The sequence below is a fragment of the Mixta tenebrionis genome, assembly GCF_006517625.1.
GTDB lineage: Bacteria > Pseudomonadota > Gammaproteobacteria > Enterobacterales > Enterobacteriaceae > Mixta > Mixta tenebrionis.
On sequence record NZ_VHQI01000009.1, the window covers coordinates 118,012 to 135,076 of the forward strand.

At 55.8% G+C, this 17,065-nt stretch carries 19 protein-coding genes and 1 tRNA gene; 13 read left to right on the top strand and 7 right to left on the bottom strand.

The window, feature by feature from the left end:
- The first annotated feature begins 481 nt into the window (after positions 1-481).
- Genes FKM52_RS15370 through FKM52_RS15380 form a run of 3 tightly spaced genes read left to right on the top strand, consistent with a single transcriptional unit; the run spans position 482 to position 1,545 of the window.
- Positions 482-814: a TehB family protein gene (locus tag FKM52_RS15370; protein WP_141177038.1), complete on the top strand. Its 333-nt coding sequence runs from the start codon at positions 482-484 to the stop codon at positions 812-814.
- Positions 815-824: 10 nt separating this feature from the next.
- Positions 825-1,163 (top strand): DUF1869 domain-containing protein, encoded by a 339-nt coding sequence (locus FKM52_RS15375; RefSeq protein WP_141177039.1) that lies wholly within the window; start codon positions 825-827, stop codon positions 1,161-1,163.
- Positions 1,164-1,188: 25 nt separating this feature from the next.
- Positions 1,189-1,545, top strand: a complete 357-nt coding sequence (locus FKM52_RS15380; RefSeq protein ID WP_141177101.1) for a TehB family protein — start codon at positions 1,189-1,191, stop codon at positions 1,543-1,545.
- Between the two features lie 168 nt (positions 1,546-1,713).
- On the opposite strand, the gene FKM52_RS15385 is transcribed toward FKM52_RS15380, so the two are convergent.
- On the bottom strand, positions 1,714-2,001 hold the full coding sequence (locus FKM52_RS15385) for a hypothetical protein (RefSeq protein ID WP_141177040.1): 288 nt from the start codon (positions 1,999-2,001) through the stop codon (positions 1,714-1,716).
- A 1,142-nt stretch (positions 2,002-3,143) separates the two neighbouring features.
- Between FKM52_RS15385 and FKM52_RS15390 the strand changes: the two genes are divergently transcribed.
- Positions 3,144-3,359 (top strand): hypothetical protein, encoded by a 216-nt coding sequence (locus tag FKM52_RS15390; RefSeq protein ID WP_141177041.1) that lies wholly within the window; start codon positions 3,144-3,146, stop codon positions 3,357-3,359.
- Between the two features lie 175 nt (positions 3,360-3,534).
- Here FKM52_RS15390 and FKM52_RS15395 read toward each other — a convergent pair.
- A tRNA-Arg gene (locus tag FKM52_RS15395) sits at positions 3,535-3,611 on the bottom strand.
- 180 nt (positions 3,612-3,791) lie between these two features.
- On the opposite strand from FKM52_RS15395, the gene folD reads away from it, so the two are divergent.
- Positions 3,792-4,658 carry a bifunctional methylenetetrahydrofolate dehydrogenase/methenyltetrahydrofolate cyclohydrolase FolD gene (gene folD / locus FKM52_RS15400; protein WP_141177042.1) on the top strand — a complete coding sequence of 289 codons (867 nt, stop codon included), beginning with the start codon at positions 3,792-3,794 and terminating at the stop codon, positions 4,656-4,658.
- On the top strand, positions 4,658-4,870 hold the full coding sequence (gene ybcJ / locus FKM52_RS15405; protein ID WP_141177043.1) for a ribosome-associated protein YbcJ: 213 nt from the start codon (positions 4,658-4,660) through the stop codon (positions 4,868-4,870). The genes folD and ybcJ overlap by 1 nt, the downstream gene beginning before the upstream one ends.
- Positions 4,871-4,916: 46 nt before the next feature.
- On the opposite strand, the gene FKM52_RS15410 is transcribed toward ybcJ, so the two are convergent.
- The 3 genes from FKM52_RS15410 to cysS form a co-directional block, all read right to left on the bottom strand.
- A complete protein-coding gene (locus tag FKM52_RS15410) occupies positions 4,917-6,011 on the bottom strand; it encodes an oxidoreductase (protein ID WP_141177044.1) in 1,095 nt (364 codons plus the stop codon).
- Positions 6,004-6,762 (bottom strand): DeoR/GlpR family DNA-binding transcription regulator, encoded by a 759-nt coding sequence (locus FKM52_RS15415; protein ID WP_141177045.1) that lies wholly within the window; start codon positions 6,760-6,762, stop codon positions 6,004-6,006. Before FKM52_RS15415 ends, FKM52_RS15410 begins: the two co-directional genes overlap by 8 nt.
- 205 nt (positions 6,763-6,967) lie before the next feature.
- Positions 6,968-8,350 (bottom strand): cysteine--tRNA ligase, encoded by a 1,383-nt coding sequence (cysS, locus tag FKM52_RS15420; protein ID WP_141177046.1) that lies wholly within the window; start codon positions 8,348-8,350, stop codon positions 6,968-6,970.
- A 264-nt stretch (positions 8,351-8,614) separates the two neighbouring features.
- Here cysS and ppiB point away from each other — a divergent pair, with 264 nt between their 5' ends.
- From ppiB to purK, 4 genes are all read left to right on the top strand, one after another.
- Positions 8,615-9,109 carry a peptidylprolyl isomerase B gene (ppiB, locus tag FKM52_RS15425; protein WP_141177047.1) on the top strand — a complete coding sequence of 165 codons (495 nt, stop codon included), beginning with the start codon at positions 8,615-8,617 and terminating at the stop codon, positions 9,107-9,109.
- Positions 9,109-9,825, top strand: a complete 717-nt coding sequence (gene lpxH / locus FKM52_RS15430; RefSeq protein ID WP_141177048.1) for a UDP-2,3-diacylglucosamine diphosphatase — start codon at positions 9,109-9,111, stop codon at positions 9,823-9,825. The genes ppiB and lpxH overlap by 1 nt, the downstream gene beginning before the upstream one ends.
- A 146-nt stretch (positions 9,826-9,971) precedes the next feature.
- Positions 9,972-10,481 (top strand): 5-(carboxyamino)imidazole ribonucleotide mutase, encoded by a 510-nt coding sequence (purE, locus tag FKM52_RS15435; protein ID WP_141177049.1) that lies wholly within the window; start codon positions 9,972-9,974, stop codon positions 10,479-10,481.
- Complete coding sequence (gene purK / locus FKM52_RS15440) at positions 10,478-11,545, top strand: 5-(carboxyamino)imidazole ribonucleotide synthase (protein WP_141177050.1); 1,068 nt, start codon at positions 10,478-10,480, stop codon at positions 11,543-11,545. Before purE ends, purK begins: the two co-directional genes overlap by 4 nt.
- A 33-nt stretch (positions 11,546-11,578) precedes the next feature.
- Here purK and ybbP read toward each other — a convergent pair whose 3' ends face one another.
- Together ybbP and ybbA are read right to left on the bottom strand one after the other, a co-directional pair.
- Complete coding sequence (gene ybbP, locus FKM52_RS15445) at positions 11,579-13,987, bottom strand: putative ABC transporter permease subunit YbbP (protein WP_141177051.1); 2,409 nt, start codon at positions 13,985-13,987, stop codon at positions 11,579-11,581.
- Complete coding sequence (gene ybbA, locus FKM52_RS15450) at positions 13,984-14,670, bottom strand: putative ABC transporter ATP-binding protein YbbA (RefSeq protein ID WP_141177052.1); 687 nt, start codon at positions 14,668-14,670, stop codon at positions 13,984-13,986. Before ybbA ends, ybbP begins: the two co-directional genes overlap by 4 nt.
- Here ybbA and tesA point away from each other — a divergent pair.
- The 3 genes from tesA (at position 14,641) to FKM52_RS15465 (ending at position 17,012) form a co-directional block, all read left to right on the top strand.
- Positions 14,641-15,264 carry a multifunctional acyl-CoA thioesterase I/protease I/lysophospholipase L1 gene (tesA, locus tag FKM52_RS15455; RefSeq protein WP_141177102.1) on the top strand — a complete coding sequence of 208 codons (624 nt, stop codon included), beginning with the start codon at positions 14,641-14,643 and terminating at the stop codon, positions 15,262-15,264. The genes ybbA and tesA overlap by 30 nt on opposite strands.
- A gap of 36 nt (positions 15,265-15,300) precedes the next feature.
- Positions 15,301-16,074 carry an SDR family oxidoreductase gene (locus FKM52_RS15460; protein ID WP_141177053.1) on the top strand — a complete coding sequence of 258 codons (774 nt, stop codon included), beginning with the start codon at positions 15,301-15,303 and terminating at the stop codon, positions 16,072-16,074.
- 80 nt (positions 16,075-16,154) lie between these two features.
- A complete protein-coding gene (locus FKM52_RS15465; protein ID WP_141177054.1) occupies positions 16,155-17,012 on the top strand; it encodes a thioredoxin family protein in 858 nt (285 codons plus the stop codon).
- Positions 17,013-17,065: the final 53 nt, after the last annotated feature.

The window sequence follows — 17,065 nt, forward strand, 5'->3', positions numbered from 1 at the left end:
TGCTTCCTGGCGATTTTTCGCGGCAGGCCAAAAAACGCCAATTAATAAATTATCATGTCCGGTACATTAAATCTTTACCCTGCCGCCAGCTCTGCACCTGCCTTAAGGCCAGTGCCTCCCGATCAAAATATCAGAGCCAGAATTTAACAAAAGGGATATTCGGCGTCTTATTTTACAAATGCTGTATAACCGGCAGATAAAACCCTCCGGTAATTTACTCCGCTTTTATAAAAGTTTTCTTCAGCTAACCGCTGCCAGAAAAGCGGTGCTGAAAAGGCTATATTCGTCTGCTTTGCTAAAATTAATCTCAGTTTTCTTCTCTGCTGCTACATTGTTAATAATACTTTCTGAGTATCAGGAGCCACGGAATATTACCCTCTAAAAGAGTAGCTGATAAATCTTAAAACAGGTATATGATATGCAACATATGCTTTTAACCTTGCCGCCAGCCGGGGTTAATTGATAACAATAAGGATGAAACATGCAACGTATTGTAATACCAGCAAATTATATCCACACCCGCTCTACGCCATTCTGGACGAAGGAAACGGCTCCGGCCTCTATCTGGAAGCGCCATCTTGATGCCGGAACCCGCCAGGGCGTTTATCCACGTTTAAGCGTTCTGCAAGGCACTATTTGCTACTATGGCTATGCTGACGAAACCAGTCCAGACCCTATACAAAAGATGGTTATCAACGCCGGTGAATTTGCCGTATTTCCACCAGAAACATGGCACAACATTGAAGCATTATCCGACGATACGATATTCAGCGTTGATTTTTACGTTGATCCTAAAATATTAATTGAAGGTTAAGGTATTCATCATGACTCCTGAAAATAAAGGTTATTCCTTAGCGGTATCTAACCGTAACAATAATGAAACCGCCAGCAAAGTGTATCTGAAACCGATGTCGCTCTATATCCCGGATATTGCGGCGCAGGCGGTGGCGGAACTGGTCAGCGGGCTTTCAACAGCAGGCAATGATTCAGGGAAATTTATCCTGACGGTGACCAACAATAATAACGGCGTTTCCGTGGATAAAGATTTCACCAGTCTTGAAGAGTTAAAAGATCCGTTGAGCGCTGCCGATTCGGTTAAAGAGCTGATTAATATCGTGCGCGGCTATGAATCTGATGAAGAAACCAACGTGTGCGGCTGGTAAAAATCGACTGTCGGAGAGAATTATAATGGCTTTACCCATCCCCGTTCATTTTCGTCATACGCGCTCAACGCCGTTCTGGACCAGAGAAACGGTGCCACAGGCCTTACTGACAAATCACAACACTAAACAGGGTGTTTATGGTCGGCTGTCGGTCATGCAGGGGGCAGTAAAATATTTCGGTTTTGCCAGTGAACATGATACTACACCGGAAATGGAAGTGGTGATTGAAGCCGGGCATTTTGGCATCAGCCCGCCGCAGTACTGGCATCGCATCGAACTGCTGACGGAAGATACTTATTTTAATCTCGATTTTTTTGCCGATCCGAATGAAATTTTAGAAGGCAAAGGGATCGGTCAGGTAGTTAACCCGCAGCATAGCTGAGAGTAGTACATATTCTGGTTATTTATCCTCATACTGATATGCTGGCAGGCGAAAACCTGCCACTGAAAACAGTTAATATTGCTTTTTCTGTGACAACGTTGTGCAACTATTGCTATAACTCCTGTAAAAACCGCCCAAAGGCGGTCTAAATTTATATTTTAATATAAATTAAATATCATACCAGTCAATACAATATCTTTTTAATATATCTTTTTTCTGCATTTTTTCTTTTAATCTCATCTTGAGAACGGATGAATTATAAATGAAATTTATCATAAAATCACCCTCGATTACTTCAACGGATGATGGCTCTCCTAAATAAATAACTTCATTATCAACTGTTATTTTTAAAGCTTTATTGACTAATATTTCCTTTGCCTGCAGCCAATGTTCTTTAGAAATAGAAAGGCTTAGTCTTATATCGCCACATTGAACATTATATATGTATTGCCTCATGATAATAAAAACATGTCACTGGGACATAAGACGCTAAATTAACATTATCTTCAATAACTTCAGCCTCACCACAATAAACCTTGTCTCCACTATTTACATTCCTGTAATGAAAGCACCAAATTTCCTCATCAAGTTCTTTGTTAAGATATTTGTAACCGTTTTTAATATCCAAAATAAGCATATGTTCTGATTGTTCTGGCGCTTCTTCACCTAAAATCCAGTCTGTTGCCTCCAGATCAACTTGTCCCGGTAGCCTCCATCAGTCGTGCATATTTCAACACAAGGTAAATAATCAAATGATTTACCAATAGCTATACCAGCATTAGCAAGATAATCATTTTTTGTGACCACCTGATTTTTCTTGTCTGGATTACGAACAATATACATTTTCTTATCTTTCCATAATGCTCGTAAAGCACGTTTTCCCGCTTTAACTTGCAGCGTCGCCCATTAAAACGAACCCGTTACAGCTGTTAAATCAGTATCAGACATGGCGTGTGTATCCTGTATAAATAAAAAAAGAATTACCGCGAACTTCATTTTCCGGTCCGCCCTGCTTTAATAAAATTTTTATTATGCCGCAGCCAGTTCGGGGCATTTGTTCATCGCAGGCAAAACAAAGCTCCTGAATAAACAGACCTCAAACGAGGGTTATCAATTCAATTAAAGAGAGAAAACATTTCTATTTTACAATCACTTGCAACCATATTAAACACGTTACAGGCTTACCCCCCCGCCTTGATATAAGAATTTTCCTGCAATAAAAATATCAATTCAGATAATCAGCGTAGGGGATGACGCAGGTAAATAAGCAAGGAGAGTTTCCCGTTTCACGCAGAGCGCTTCATCCGACATACCGGCTTGTTGAGCGGAAGTAATTATCGCTGTGCGAAATGGGCGGCTGGTAAAGTATCGAAATGGTGCAGCATTACCTTTATCTGGCGCTGACCATTTAGCGGATAAGCAGATTTTAATCTCAGAAAAATCAGGAAACGTATAAATGATATAGCGCTTCTCCTGAGCGCAGGCACGTTGCAGGCAATGCTGACCATCAGGAATAATACTGTGTAAGCCACAGGGGACTTTGCTGAAGCTAATGACGCAGGTATGATAATCAATCACCAAAAAAGTAAGAGGTAAACATGACCCTGGTAATAAATTCCACCGCATTAAGCGTTAGTTTTTTTGAAATGTTTCGGGATGACTACGAAACCACGCGCGTTACCTCTTTTGGAAACTATGTCTTTGTGACCGCCAGTGAGATGGAAATGCTGAATATAACGGAAACTCTCACCTGCTGTAAAATTCCCTATGCCGTTCTCGAAGATGTTCTCAAGATTGCCGGGGCAGATCTGTAAATGTTTACAAAGGCTGCACGGTGTGGCCTTAAACAATGTGTTTTTTCCACCAGGTGTTTATCACGCCTTTCTGATTGCGCGCAAAATTGACTCAATTTGGGATGACAACGACGCAAATACGACACAAGGAGGAAATCAGACAGGATTAAGAGTTGCGTAACTAATTGAAAACTAATGGCACGCCCTACAGGATTCGAACCTGTGACCTACGGCTTAGAAGGCCGGTGCTCTATCCAGCTGAGCTAAGGGCGCTTTGGTGAGTCGAGTCGAATTATACGGCGCAGAGAGAGTGAGTCAACGTTTTTACCGCCATGCCCTCTTCTTCGGTGAAGATGTAACCAGCCCGCGTGATTCAGACTGACAGCGGGACGCGCTTCTGCCAAAATATGCGCTATTTCCCCGATTGACTCATAGTGATGGATTCTTTTCCTGATGGCAGCAAAAATTATTGATGGTAAAACGATTGCGCAGCAGGTGCGCCTTGAGGTTGCTGCAAAGGTAAAACAGCGACTGGCCGATGGCAAACGCGCGCCCGGCCTGGCGGTAGTGCTGGTAGGTGAAGATCCCGCATCGCAGATTTATGTCGGCAGCAAACGCCGCGCTTGTGAAGAAGTTGGTTTTATCTCGCGCTCTTACGATCTGCCGGCCAGCACCAGCGAAAGCGAGCTGTTAGCGCTGATCGACAGGCTGAATAACGACACCGATATTGATGGCATTCTGGTTCAGCTGCCGCTACCGGCGGGTATCGATAACGTTAAGGTGCTGGAGCGCATCGTCCCGGATAAAGATGTCGATGGTTTTCATCCTTATAACGTTGGCCGCCTTTGTCAGCGCGCGCCGCTGCTGCGTCCCTGCACGCCGCGCGGCATCATCACCCTGCTGGAACGCTATCAGATCGATACCTACGGTTTAAATGCGGTAGTCGTTGGCGCTTCCAATATCGTTGGCCGCCCGATGGGCCTGGAGCTGCTGCTGGCGGGCTGCACCACTACCGTCACCCATCGCTTTACTAAAGATCTGCGCCACCATATTGCACATGCCGATCTGCTGGTGGTTGCGGTGGGTAAACCCGGTTTTATACCCGGCGACTGGATCAAACCCGGCGCGATTGTTATCGATGTCGGCATTAACCGCCTCGACAGCGGTAAAGTGGTGGGTGACGTCGAGTTTGACGCTGCTGCCGAGCGTGCAGCCTGGATTACGCCGGTTCCGGGCGGCGTAGGGCCGATGACTGTAGCCACGCTCATTCAGAATACGCTGCAGGCGTGTGAAGAGTATCATGATAAAGGAGCTGCCTGATGGCTACATTTTCCCTGGGTAAACATGCGCATGTCGATCTCTGCGATCTACTGAAGCTTGAAGGCTGGGTAGAGAGCGGCGCGGTAGCGAAGAACCTGATCGCCGACGGACTGGTCACCGTGGATGGACAAACAGAGACGCGCAAGCGCTGCAAGATCGTTGCCGGTCAAACGGTAGAATTTGACGGGCAGCGCGTCACGGTGGTTGCCTGATAAAAACAGCCGGTTAATCCGGCTGTTTTTTTACCTGGCTGGAAGCTTACTGAATTTGTGGGAAGCGCAGCGCAGCTATTTCCTCAGCGCTCAGCTCAGGTCGCTGTGCCTGGCCGTTTGCAGAAGCCTTAACCGCCGCCTCCAGTACCGCCATCACCGCCAGCGCCTGTAAAGGCGGCACCGGATTCTCCTGCTGCCCGTTTAGCGCTCTGGCGATCTGGATATAATACTGACGCTGATCGCCTGCCGGCGTCGGTAACTGACGCGGCGCTTCTTCGCCGCTATAGAGCGTCATCGCATCCTTATCTGCGCCCCAGCCGGCGCTGCCGGGCGTCAGGCCAGCCAGCAGCTGGCTCTCCTGTTGGTCGGCGCGCGCTTTAATCAGGCTGCCTTTATTACCGTGCACGCTAAAGCGCGAAACGCCGCCCGCCACCAGCATACTGCAATGCAGGATCGCCCGATGTGTCGGATAATTCAGAACCACATGCGCCCAGTCATTCACCTCTGCCTGTTCACGCAGCGTGGCGATATTGCCCTGCACGCTCTCCGGCAGCCCGAACAGCTGCAGCGCCTGATCGATCAGATGCGGCCCTAAGTCGAACCACAGGCCGCTGCCCGGCACGTTTTGTTCGCGCCAGCGCACGCGCACCTGCGGGCGGAAGCGGTCAATATGCGATTCAAACTGCGCCACTTTTCCCACCGCGCCCTGCTCTATCGCCTGACGCACGCCCAGATAATCGCTGTCCCAGCGGCGGTTATGGAATACGGAAAGCAGCAGCCCTTTCTCCTGCGCCAGCGCGATCAGCTCGCGCGCCTCCTGCATATCCAGGGTAAAAGGCTTATCTACCACCACATGCTTGCCCGCTTCCAGCGCCTGCCGCGCAAGCGGCGCATGGGTAGCATTAGGCGACGCGATGACGATTAGATCCACTTCAGGATGCGCGATCGCCTGCTGTGCGTCGGCAAAAACCGTTATCTGTGGAAAGTCCGCGTGAACTTTAGCCGCATCGCTGGAGACGATAGCATACAAATTAATTCCCGGCGTCGCGGCAAGCAGCGGCGCATGAAAGGTTTTCCCGGCAAAACCGTAGCCCGTCAGCGCTACATTGATCGTTTTACCTGCGGTCGCGATGTCACTCATGGTGTTCTCCTTCAGGGATAACAGAAACGTCGGTGGCAGGCATGGCTGGCAGCGCATCCCACGGACGATCGATAAACAGGCGTTGCATTGCCGCCAAATCCGCAACCTGGTGCGGCTGGCAGCAGTCTAATTTCAGATGATCGACCACCAGCCAGCGTTGCGCACTGAGGGCCAGCATGGCGCGTTTGATTTCCGCATCGGCTTCCTGGCTAGCGCTGATCCCCAACCCGGCATGCACCGCGCAGGCGCCCAGTATGGCGATATCAGCGCGATAGCGTTGCAGCATCGCCAGCGTGGCCGCGCCGGCAAACAGGCGCTGAGCGCTGTCCCACTGGCCGCCCAGTAAAATCAGTTCAATCTGCGGGCGCTGGCTTAAGACCACGGCGATATCCAGCGACGCGGTAATCACCCTGGCAGGAACCGTCAGCGCTTCAGCCACCGCCAGCAGGGTGCTGCCTGCATCCAGCATCAACGTAGCGCCCGGCGGGATCTGCGCCGCCACGGCGCGCCCCAGCCGCTGTTTCGTCGCATTCAACAATGTGCTGCGGGCAGCGCGCGACATCACCGGCACATCCAGCGCAATCGCCCCGCCGTGGTTTTTCTGCGCCAGCCCCTGCTGCTGCAGATCGTTAAGATCGCGGCGCACGGTATCCACCGATACCCGCAGCGCCTGGGAAAGCTGCGCCACGCTTGACTGCCCCTGTTCGCTCAGCAGCGCCAGCAGCGCTTGTTGACGAGCCGCTTTATGCATAATGAATCCTCCTGAAAAGCAATATACGGCAAAATAATGCAAAAAACAGCAAAAGCACGTCGCGGGCGCCAAAAGACGGGTATCGACCAGAGAATGTAAAAAAGATATAGCTGATGGCGGGGGAAAAAGCAGATTTAAAGCGGCGTGGCAATTCGTGGCTGGCGCGCCAGCGAAAAAAAGGCCGGTCAGAACCGGCCTTAGTGACTTATTTACGGCGCCAGGTGGTGCCCTGCGGTCCATCCTCCAGCACGATGCCGAGCGCGTTCAGCCTGTCGCGTGCGATATCGGCCTGCGCCCAATCTTTCGCCTGACGAGCATCGTTGCGCATTTTGATCAACGCTTCGATTTCCGCCACTTCATCATTATCCTGGGCGCCGCCCTGCAGGAAGAGTTCCGGGTCCTGCTCCAGCAGGCCAAGCACGCCCGCCAGCTCGCGCAGGCGCGCCGCCATGCCGTCCGCCGCGTCCTTGTCTTCCGCCTTCAGCCGGTTGACCTCACGCGCTAAATCGAACAGCACCGAATAGGCTTCCGGCGTATTAAAATCATCATCCATCGCCGCGCGGAAGCGGGTGACAAACTCTTCGCCGCCTGCCGGCTGCGCGTCGGCATCGGTGTGGCGCAGCGCGGTATAGAGCCGCTCCAGCGCCGCCCGCGCCTGCTTCAAATTCTCTTCGCCATAGTTTAGCTGGCTGCGATAGTGGCCGGACATCAGGAAGTAGCGCACCGTTTCCGCATCAAAATGCTGCAACACATCGCGAATGGTGAAGAAGTTGCCGAGAGATTTCGACATTTTCTCGCGATCCACCATTACCATGCCGGAGTGCATCCAGTAGTTCACGTAGGGGCCGTCATGGGCGCAGGTGGACTGCGCAATTTCATTTTCATGATGCGGGAACATCAGATCGGAACCGCCGCCGTGGATATCGAAATGTTCGCCCAGCTGTTTGCAGTTCATGGCGGAACATTCGATGTGCCAGCCGGGACGCCCCGCGCCCCACGGCGACGGCCAGCTTGGCTCATCCGCCTTCGACATTTTCCACAGCACGAAATCCATCGGGTTACGCTTAACGTCCGCGACCTCGACGCGCGCGCCCGCCTGCAGCTGCTCCAGATCCTGACGGGAAAGGCAGCCATATTCAGGATCGCTGTCGACGGCGAACATCACATCGCCGTTGCTCGCCACATAGGCGTGCCCGCGATCGATCAGCTGCTGCACCAGTTCGATAATTTCGCTGATATGACGCGTAGCGCGCGGCTCCAGATCGGGCGGCAGGATATTCAGCGCCGCAAAATCGGCGTGCATTTCAGCAATCATCCGGTTGGTCAGATCTTCTACCGACTCGCGGTTCTCATTGGCGCGTCTGATGATTTTATCGTCAATATCGGTGATATTGCGCACATATTTCAGCCGGTAGCCGCAGTAGCGCAGATAGCGCGCCACGATATCAAAGGCGACAAAAGTACGTCCATGGCCGATATGGCTCAGGTCATAAACGGTGATGCCGCACACGTACATGCCTACTTCGCCGGCATGGATCGGTTTAAATTCCTCTTTTTGACGCGTCAGGGTATTAAAAATTTTAAGCATTGAACTTTCCGTATAAGCGTGTGCGGATAAACGAAACTGGTTTCAGAACGAGAAGTCTATTTTTCACGTAAGCGCCGCGCAATGCAAGAAAGGACGCAGCGCACTGGCCGCCGCCGGCGTTAAAGCGCACGGGAATAACCATCACGCCCTGCTGACGTCAGGAGGGAAATTATGTTATAAGAAGCCTCTGTTAAAACTGCCCTGGCGCAATAAAGTAGCGCGGGAGCAGTATCTTAAGAACTCCAACCGTTACAGGACGAGATTATGGTTACTTTCCAGACCAATCATGGCGATATCGTGATCAAAACATTTGATGACAAAGCGCCTGAAACCGTGCAGAACTTCCTGAACTATTGCCGCGAAGGTTTTTATGACAACACCATTTTCCATCGGGTGATCAACGGCTTTATGATTCAGGGCGGCGGTTTTGAGCCGGGCATGAAACAGAAAGCGACCAAAGCGGAAATCCGCAACGAAGCCAATAACGGCCTGAAAAACACCCGCGGCACGCTGGCGATGGCGCGCACCTCGGCTCCGCACTCTGCTACCGCGCAGTTCTTCATCAACGTGGCGGATAACGACTTCCTCAACTTCCGCGACGAAAGCCTGCAGGGCTGGGGCTACTGCGTCTTCGCCGAAGTAGTGGAAGGCATGGACGTGGTAGATAAAATCAAAGCGGTTGCTACCGGCCGCAGCGGCATGCATCAGGATGTGCCGAAAGAAGATGTCGTGATCCAGAAAGTGACCGTTAGCGAGTAATGTCACGCACGCTGTTTATTGCAGATCTGCATCTGTGTCAGGAAGAACCGGCAATTACTGCCGGTTTTCTGCATTTTTTACAGCGCGAAGCGCAGACGGCCGACGCGCTCTATATTCTGGGCGATCTGTTCGAGGCGTGGATCGGCGATGACGATCCCAACCCGCTGCATCAGCAGATCGCCGCGGCGCTGCGCGCCCTGCCGCTGCCGGTCTACTTTATCCACGGCAACCGCGATTTCCTGCTGGGTCAACGCTACGCCCGCGCCTGCGGCATGACGCTGCTGCCGGAAGAGCAGGTGGTACAGCTCTACGGCAAAGCGGTACTGATTATGCATGGCGATACGCTCTGTACCGATGACGCAGGCTACCAGCGTTTCCGCCGCAAGGTGCATCAACGCTGGCTGCAAAGGCTGTTTCTGGCGCTGCCGCTTCGTTTACGCCAGCGTATTGCCGCACGGATGCGCGACGGCAGCAAAGACGCCAATCAGCATAAATCCGCCGCCATTATGGATGTTAACGCGCAGGCGGTGAGCGCCGTGATGCAGCGCCATCAGGTGCAGTGGCTGATTCACGGGCATACGCATCGCCCCGCTACGCATCCGCTGCTGGTAAACGGCCAGCCTGCGGAGCGGCTGGTGCTCGGCGCCTGGCACCATGCAGGCTCGATGATTGAAGTGACGCCAGAGGCGCTAACCCTGATTCATTTCCCCTTCTGAAGCGGCGAAACAGCGCCGCCTTCTTCCCGCTGTTTCGGCGACGCAACCGTTTTCCTTGCTGTTCAGACATGCTATTCTCTGTGCCCTTCCCAACCGCGTGGCAACCACGCCGGTGACCTTTGCACAATCACAGGAGTCAGATCCGCATGTCTCTTAACGCCGCCCCGATCCGCATCGCCATCGTCATGGGTTCGAAAAGTGACTGGGCCACTATGCAGTTCGCTGCGGAAATCCTCACCGCGTTATCCGTTCCCTTTCATGTTGAGATTGTTTCCGCGCACCGCACGCCCGATAAGCTGTTCAGCTTTGCCGAAGGCGCGGCGGAGAACGGCTTGCAGGTAATTATCGCCGGCGCTGGCGGCGCGGCGCATCTGCCGGGCATGCTGGCGGCGAAAACCCTGGTGCCGGTGCTGGGCGTGCCGGTGCAAAGCGCGGCGCTAAGCGGCGTCGACAGCCTCTATTCTATTGTGCAGATGCCGCGCGGCATTCCGGTGGGGACGCTGGCGATTGGTAAAGCGGGCGCGGCCAACGCCGCTCTGCTGGCGGCGCAGATTCTGGCGATTCACGATGCGCAGCTGGCGGCGCGTCTCGCTGCCTGGCGCCAGGCGCAGAGCGATGAAGTTTTAAATCATCCCGATCCGCGGGAGGAAGCATGAAGCCGGTTTGCGTATTAGGAAACGGACAGCTGGGGCGGATGCTGCGCCAGGCAGGCGAGCCGCTGGGAATCGCGGTTTATCCGGTGGGTCTTGACGCCGAACCGGAGGCGCTGCCGATTCAGCAAAGCGTGATCACCGCCGAAATCGAACGCTGGCCGGAAACGGCGCTGACGCGCGAGCTGGCGCGTCATGCCGCCTTTGTCAACCGCGACGTTTTTCCGCTGCTGGCCGATCGGCTGACGCAAAAGCAGCTGCTCGATCGGCTGGGCCTGGCGACCGCGCCCTGGCAGCTGCTTGCCGCTGCTGACGAGTGGCCGCAGATCTTTACCCGCCTGGGCGAGCTGGCGATCGTTAAGCGTCGTACCGGCGGCTATGACGGGCGCGGCCAGTGGCGCCTGCGCGCGGCGGATACCGCCACGCTCCCGGCAGAATGCTACGGCGAGTGTATTGTTGAACAGGGTATTAATTTTTCCGGCGAAGTTTCGCTGGTCGGCGCTCGCGGACATGACGGCGCCACGGTATTTTATCCGCTGACGCACAACCTGCATCAGGAAGGAATTTTACGCACCAGCGTGGCGCTGCCGCAGCCAGATCGCGCTCTGCAGCAGCAGGCGGAGCAGATGCTCAGCGCCATTATGCACCAGCTGAACTATGTCGGCGTAATGGCGATGGAGTGCTTTATCGTAGCGGAAGGCCTGCTGATTAATGAACTGGCGCCACGGGTGCATAACAGCGGGCACTGGACGCAAAACGGCGCCTCCATCAGTCAGTTTGAACTGCATCTGCGCGCCATTCTCAAGCTGCCATTGCCGACGCCGGTAGTAAACGCCCCCGCGGTAATGGTTAATCTGATCGGCACAGAGGTGAATTCACAGTGGCTCAGCGAGCCGCTGGTTCATCTGCACTGGTATGAAAAAGAGGTGCGCCCCGGACGCAAAGTCGGTCATCTCAACCTGAGCGATACGGACAGCTCACGCCTTATCGCAGCGCTGGCGGCGTTAGCGCCCATGCTGCCGCCGGATTATGCCGGCGGCATCGCCTGGGCACAGAATACGCTGCGCTAGCGGCTTTGGCTGTCCGCCCCCGGCGGACAGCTTTCAAAAGCTGCGGAACAGCGCCCTGCCGCGCAGCAGCCGGATTCCCAGCCAGCCGCCGCACAGGGAAAGCAGTAGCGCCCCGCTCAGCGGCAACGTCAGCCATAACCGATAATCGGGCTGCCAGGGGAAATCGAACACTTTACGCTGCAGTCCCCACAGCGCCGCTTCCGCGCCCAACGCCGCCGCCGTTCCGGCCACTATCCCCAGCAGCGCAAATTCACACCACAGGGTGGTACGCAACAGCTTTTTGCCGGCCCCCAGCGTACGGTAGACGATCAGCTCCTGGCGGCGCTGGCGCATACCCACCTGAATCTGCGCCAGCAGCAGCAATAAACCGCAGACGGTGACCAGCGCCACCATAATCTCCAGCGCCTGGCTGACCTGCGTCAGTATCTCGCCGACCTGACGCAGCATTGCGCCGATATCCAGCAGGCTGAGGGTAGGAAACGTCCGGTTGAGCTGCGCCAGCACCTCGTTGTGTCCATCAAAGCGGAAACTGGTCAGCCAGGTTTGCGGCTGCTCATCCAGCGCTCCCGGCGGAAAAATAAAAAAGAAGTTAGGCCGTAAGCTTTCCCAGTCAACCTTGCGCAGGCTGCTGATTTTAGCGCTGAACTGCTGCGTATCGCCGGTAAAGGTCAGCGTATCGCCCAGCTTCACGCCCAGCCGCCCCGCCAGCTCAACTTCCATAGATACTTCGCCCATCTGCGGCGGCCAGCTTCCTTTAACTAACGGGTTATGTTCAGGGCGCTGCGCCAGCGAGGTTAAATTCAGCTCGCGGTTAAGCGCGTTATCCATCCGCGGATCGACCGCCTGGTGATCGATCTCCGTCAGGCGTACGCGTGCAACCGGGTAAAAGGTGCCGGGCGATATCTGATGCTGCTGGAGAAAACGTTCTACCTGCGGCACCTGCTCACGGCTGATATTCAGCAAAAAGTAGTTAGGGCTGTCGGCAGGTAATTGCTGTTGCCAGCGATCCAGCAGATCGCCGCGCAGTACCAGCAGCAAAGCCAGCAGCATAAAAGAGAGCGAAAAGGCAGCCAGCTGGCTCAACGTGGTCCAGGGCTGGCGCAGCAGGCGATTTACCGCCAGCCGCAGCGCCAGTCCGCGCGGCCTGAGGCGCGCCAGCAGCTGTAACGCCCCCCAGCCTAACGCAGCCAGCAGCAGCGCCAGCAGTACAATACCGCCGAGCAGTATCCAGAGCAGCTTACTGTTACCCACCAGCAACAACAGCAACGCCGTCACCGCCAGCGCTATCGCCGGCAGGTAGTAGCGCAGCGGCCAGACGGGCGCGACGGCGTCCTGGCGCAGCACCCGCAGCGGCTGCGTCGCCAGCAGCAGGCGATAAGGACGCAATCCCACCAGCAGCGAAATGATAAACAGCGTTCCCAGCGCCCACAGCCACGGCCAGATGCCGGCATCCGGCAACTCGCCGGGCAGGATCGGGCGCAACATTTTCAGCAGCAGCGCCTCGAAGCCCGCCCCCAGCGCGCCGCCCGCCAGCGCAGCCAACAGCAGCACCGCCAGCCACTGCCCGATAATCAGCCTGCGCAGCGCATGGCGTCCGGCTCCCAACGTTTTCAGCACCGCCACCAAATCGTAGCGGCTGCGGCAGTAGTGGCTCATTGCTACCGCTACCGCCGCTATTGCCAGCAGCAGCGTTAACAGCGCCGACAGCAATAAAAACTGCTGCGCGCGCTGCATCGCCCGCGCGGGCGCATCCTCCGAGTTTTCCACGCTGAGCCAGCGCTGATCGGTTTTCAGCCGGGGCGTTATCCAGGCGTCATAGCGCTCCAGCGCTTCAGCGTCACCGGCAAACTTATAAAACCAGGTGGTTCGGCTGCCGGGCTGTACCGCGCCGGTTTGACTGATATCCGCCAGATTCATTAACAGCCGGGGCGCGGTTTGAAACGGATTAAACCCGGCATCCGGCTCCTGCAGAATCGTCCCGGCAATGCGCAGCGTGGCGTCGCCCACCTCCAGTTTATCGCCAGGCTTCACGCCGAGCAGCGCCATCAGCCGCGGCGCCAGCAGTACGCTGCCCGGCGCCGGCTTCAGATCCGGCGGATCGCTGCGCAGCGCGCCGAACATCGGCCAGGCGCCGTCTACCGCCTTGATCGACGCCAGCTGCGGCGTATCGCCGGCAAAGGTCATGGTCATAAAGCTAAGCTGAGCGGAGATTTTCAGCCCAAGCCGCTGCGCCTCATCCAGCCACGCCTGCGGAGCGGGATAGGTGCTGCGCAGGGTGCGATCGCCCGCCATAAATTCGCGGCTCTGCTGCGACAGGCCTTTCTCCATCCGATCGCCAAGCGTACCCAATGCCAGCACGCAGGCGACGGAAAGGGTTAGCGCCAGCCAGACAATCAGCAGCGAGGGCGAACGCCACTCGCGCCAGAACCAGCGCCAAATCATGCTTCCTCCCACAGCTTGCCGTCGCGCACGCGCAGGCGTCGATCGCAGCGCGCCGCCAGCTGCGCATCATGAGTGACCAGTATCAGGGTGGTCGCGCTGTCGCGATTCATTGAAAACAGCAGATCGGCAATGCGATCGCCGGTTTGACGATCGAGATTGCCGGTCGGCTCATCGGCAAACAGCACGTCGGGACGCCCGTTAAAGGCGCGCGCCAGCGCCACCCGCTGCTGTTCGCCGCCGGAAAGCTGCCCCGGCAAATGATGCAGACGTTTTCCCAGGCCAAGCTCTGCCAGTAAGGCCTGCGCCTGCTCGCGGCTCTGCTTTTCCGGCTCGCCGCGCAGCAGCGCCGGCAGCTGCACGTTCTCCAGCGCGTTCAGAGTCGGCACCAGCATAAATGACTGAAAGACAAAGCCGACATGGCGCGCGCGCAGCGCGGCGCGCTGCTCTTCGTTCATTTGCCGTAGCGGCTGGCCGCACAGCCGTACTTCGCCGCTGCTGCCGTCGTCCAGCCCGGCCAGAATCCCCAGCAGCGTGGATTTGCCGGAGCCGGACTCGCCGATCAGGGCGATGCTCTCTCCCGGTTTGACAACCAGCTCAACTCCGGTAAGGATGAACAGCTGATGCTCTCCTTCACCGACGGATTTAGTAAGATGATGAACTTCAACAATGTTTTCCGCTGGCATTATCCCTTCCTGTTGTTATTGCTGCTGCTGACGCGCGTAGCCTCGGCAGATACTTTACTGGTGCTGGGCGACAGTCTGAGCGCCGGCTATCGTATGTCCGCCGCTGCGGCCTGGCCTGCGCTGCTGGATAAAAAATGGCAGCAACAGCCGCGGGTGATAAACGGCAGCATCAGCGGCGACACCACGGCCCAGGGGCTGGCGCGCCTGCCGGCGCTGCTGCAACAGCATAAGCCGCGCTGGGTGCTGATCGAGCTGGGTGGCAATGACGGGCTGCGCGGCTTCCCGCCGCAAAATATTGAACAGGATTTACGCAAAATCATCACTACGGTGCAGGCCGCTAACGCAGAGCCGCTGCTGATGCAGATTCGCCTGCCCGCCAACTATGGCCGCCGCTATACCGAATCATTCAGCGCCATCTATCCCAAACTGGCTCAGCAGTACGCTATACCGCTGGTGCCTTTTTTTATGGAGCAGGTTTACTTAAAGCCTCAATGGATGCAGCAGGACGGCATCCACCCTGCGCCCGACGCGCAGGCCTTTATTACCGAGCTGATGGATCAGGCGCTGGCGCCTGCCGTTAAGCGCGGCTCCTAGCATCATAAACGGCAAACAAGCCAGAGACGTAAAGTTATGCAAAAAAACGTGTTAATTACCGGTTGCTCCAGCGGTATCGGGCTGGTCGCCGCGCAGGATCTGCTGATGCGCGGCTATCGCGTGCTGGCCGCCTGTCGTAAAACAGCGGACGTGGAGCGGATGAATGCGCTGGGCTTTTGCGGCATTCAGCTCGATTTAGACGATGAGGAGAGCGTGATACAGGCGGCGCAACAGGTAATTTCACTAACCGGAAACCGCCTCTATGGGCTGTTCAACAATGCCGGTTACGGCCTGTATGGCCCGCTAACCACCATTTCGCGCCGGCAGCTGGAACAGCAGTTCGCCAGCAATTTGTTCGGCGCCCACCAGCTGACGATGCTGCTGCTGCCTGCGCTGCGCGCCAGCGGCGAGGCAAGAATTATTAACACCAGTTCGGTGATGGGGCTGATCGCCACGCCCGGACGCGGCGCCTACGCCGCCAGTAAATATGCGCTGGAGGCCTGGAGCGATGCCTTGCGCATGGAGCTGCACGGCAGCGGCGTTAAGGTCAGCCTGATTGAGCCCGGCCCGATCCATACTCATTTCACCGCCAACGTCAATCAGACGCAGCGCGATAAACCGGTAAAAAACCCCGGCATCGCGGCGCGTTTCACCCTGCCGCCGGAAGCGATTCTGCCTAAGCTACGCCACGCGCTGGAAAGCCGACATCCACGGCTGCGTTACCCTGTGACGCTGGTCGCGCACCTTATGAGCTGGCTGCGTCGTTTGCTGCCCGGCTGGATGCTGGATCGCATTTTACGCGGTAACTAGCGCAGCAAGGCAAATTTAGCTTGAAGCCAGGTACAACGCCCCAATATCGTAACAACGTCATCAGACAAAGAGACCCAGACATGTCATTACAAGCTTCGATTATTGATATCAACGAATCCAACCTGCAGCAGGCGCTGGAACAATCCATGACGGTGCCGGTGCTGTTCTATTTCTGGTCCGATCGCAGCCAGCACTGCCAGCAACTGACGCCGGTTCTGGAGCGGCTGGCGCAGGAGTATGCCGGGCAGTTCGTGCTGGCGAAGCTCGATTGCGATAACGAGCCGATGGTGGCTTCACAGTTTGGCCTGCGCGCCATCCCCACCGTTTATCTGTTCCAGAACGGCCAGCCGGTAGATGGCTTCCAGGGGCCGCAGCCGGAAGAGGCCATCCGCGCGCTGCTGCAGAAAGTGCTGCCGCGTGAAGAAGAGCTAAAAGCGCAACAGGCGCTGGAACTGATGCAGCAGGATAAACATCTGGAAGCGCTGCCGCTGCTGAAAGAGGCCTGGCAGCTCAGCAACCAGTCAAGCGAAACTGGTTTTCTGCTGGCCGAAGCGTTAATTCATCTCAACCGCAGCGACGAAGCGGAAACGGTATTAAAAGCAGTGCCGTTGCAGGATCAGGATACCCGTTACCAGGGGCTGATGGCGCAGATCGATCTGTTGAAACAGGCGGCGGATACGCCGGAAATTCAGCAACTGCAGCAGCAGCTGGAAAGCGATCCGGGCAATGCCGAACTGGCCAGTCAGCTGGCTTTACAGCTGCATCAGGTGGGGCGCAACGAAGAGGCGCTGGAACTGCTGTATACCCATCTGAAAACCGATTTAAATGCGGCGGACGGCCAGGCGCGTAAAATGCTGCAGGAAATTCTGGCGGCGCTGGGCACCGGCGACGCATTAGCAGCTAAATACCGCCGCCTGTTATACTCCCTGCTCTACTAATCAGCAGCAGAACGGGCCGGGGAAGGGCCCGTTTTTCAACAGTCTGGAGGTTA

What these genes read in the sequence shown, in the direction of transcription:
- FKM52_RS15465 (WP_141177054.1), top strand. Translation starts at nt 16,155, where the DNA reads ATGTCATTACAAGCTTCGATTATTGATATCAACGAATCCAACCTGCAG.
- purE (WP_141177049.1), top strand. Translation starts at nt 9,972, where the DNA reads ATGTCTCTTAACGCCGCCCCGATCCGCATCGCCATCGTCATGGGTTCG.
- folD (WP_141177042.1), top strand. Translation starts at nt 3,792, where the DNA reads ATGGCAGCAAAAATTATTGATGGTAAAACGATTGCGCAGCAGGTGCGC.
- ybbP (WP_141177051.1), bottom strand. Translation starts at nt 13,987, where the DNA reads ATGATTTGGCGCTGGTTCTGGCGCGAGTGGCGTTCGCCCTCGCTGCTG.
- FKM52_RS15385 (WP_141177040.1), bottom strand. Translation starts at nt 2,001, where the DNA reads ATGAGGCAATACATATATAATGTTCAATGTGGCGATATAAGACTAAGC.
- ybcJ (WP_141177043.1), top strand. Translation starts at nt 4,658, where the DNA reads ATGGCTACATTTTCCCTGGGTAAACATGCGCATGTCGATCTCTGCGAT.
- cysS (WP_141177046.1), bottom strand. Translation starts at nt 8,350, where the DNA reads ATGCTTAAAATTTTTAATACCCTGACGCGTCAAAAAGAGGAATTTAAA.
- FKM52_RS15390 (WP_141177041.1), top strand. Translation starts at nt 3,144, where the DNA reads ATGACCCTGGTAATAAATTCCACCGCATTAAGCGTTAGTTTTTTTGAA.
- purK (WP_141177050.1), top strand. Translation starts at nt 10,478, where the DNA reads ATGAAGCCGGTTTGCGTATTAGGAAACGGACAGCTGGGGCGGATGCTG.
- lpxH (WP_141177048.1), top strand. Translation starts at nt 9,109, where the DNA reads ATGTCACGCACGCTGTTTATTGCAGATCTGCATCTGTGTCAGGAAGAA.
- FKM52_RS15380 (WP_141177101.1), top strand. Translation starts at nt 1,189, where the DNA reads ATGGCTTTACCCATCCCCGTTCATTTTCGTCATACGCGCTCAACGCCG.
- FKM52_RS15375 (WP_141177039.1), top strand. Translation starts at nt 825, where the DNA reads ATGACTCCTGAAAATAAAGGTTATTCCTTAGCGGTATCTAACCGTAAC.
- FKM52_RS15460 (WP_141177053.1), top strand. Translation starts at nt 15,301, where the DNA reads ATGCAAAAAAACGTGTTAATTACCGGTTGCTCCAGCGGTATCGGGCTG.
- tesA (WP_141177102.1), top strand. Translation starts at nt 14,641, where the DNA reads ATGAACTTCAACAATGTTTTCCGCTGGCATTATCCCTTCCTGTTGTTA.
- ppiB (WP_141177047.1), top strand. Translation starts at nt 8,615, where the DNA reads ATGGTTACTTTCCAGACCAATCATGGCGATATCGTGATCAAAACATTT.
- FKM52_RS15415 (WP_141177045.1), bottom strand. Translation starts at nt 6,762, where the DNA reads ATGCATAAAGCGGCTCGTCAACAAGCGCTGCTGGCGCTGCTGAGCGAA.
- ybbA (WP_141177052.1), bottom strand. Translation starts at nt 14,670, where the DNA reads ATGCCAGCGGAAAACATTGTTGAAGTTCATCATCTTACTAAATCCGTC.
- FKM52_RS15370 (WP_141177038.1), top strand. Translation starts at nt 482, where the DNA reads ATGCAACGTATTGTAATACCAGCAAATTATATCCACACCCGCTCTACG.
- FKM52_RS15410 (WP_141177044.1), bottom strand. Translation starts at nt 6,011, where the DNA reads ATGAGTGACATCGCGACCGCAGGTAAAACGATCAATGTAGCGCTGACG.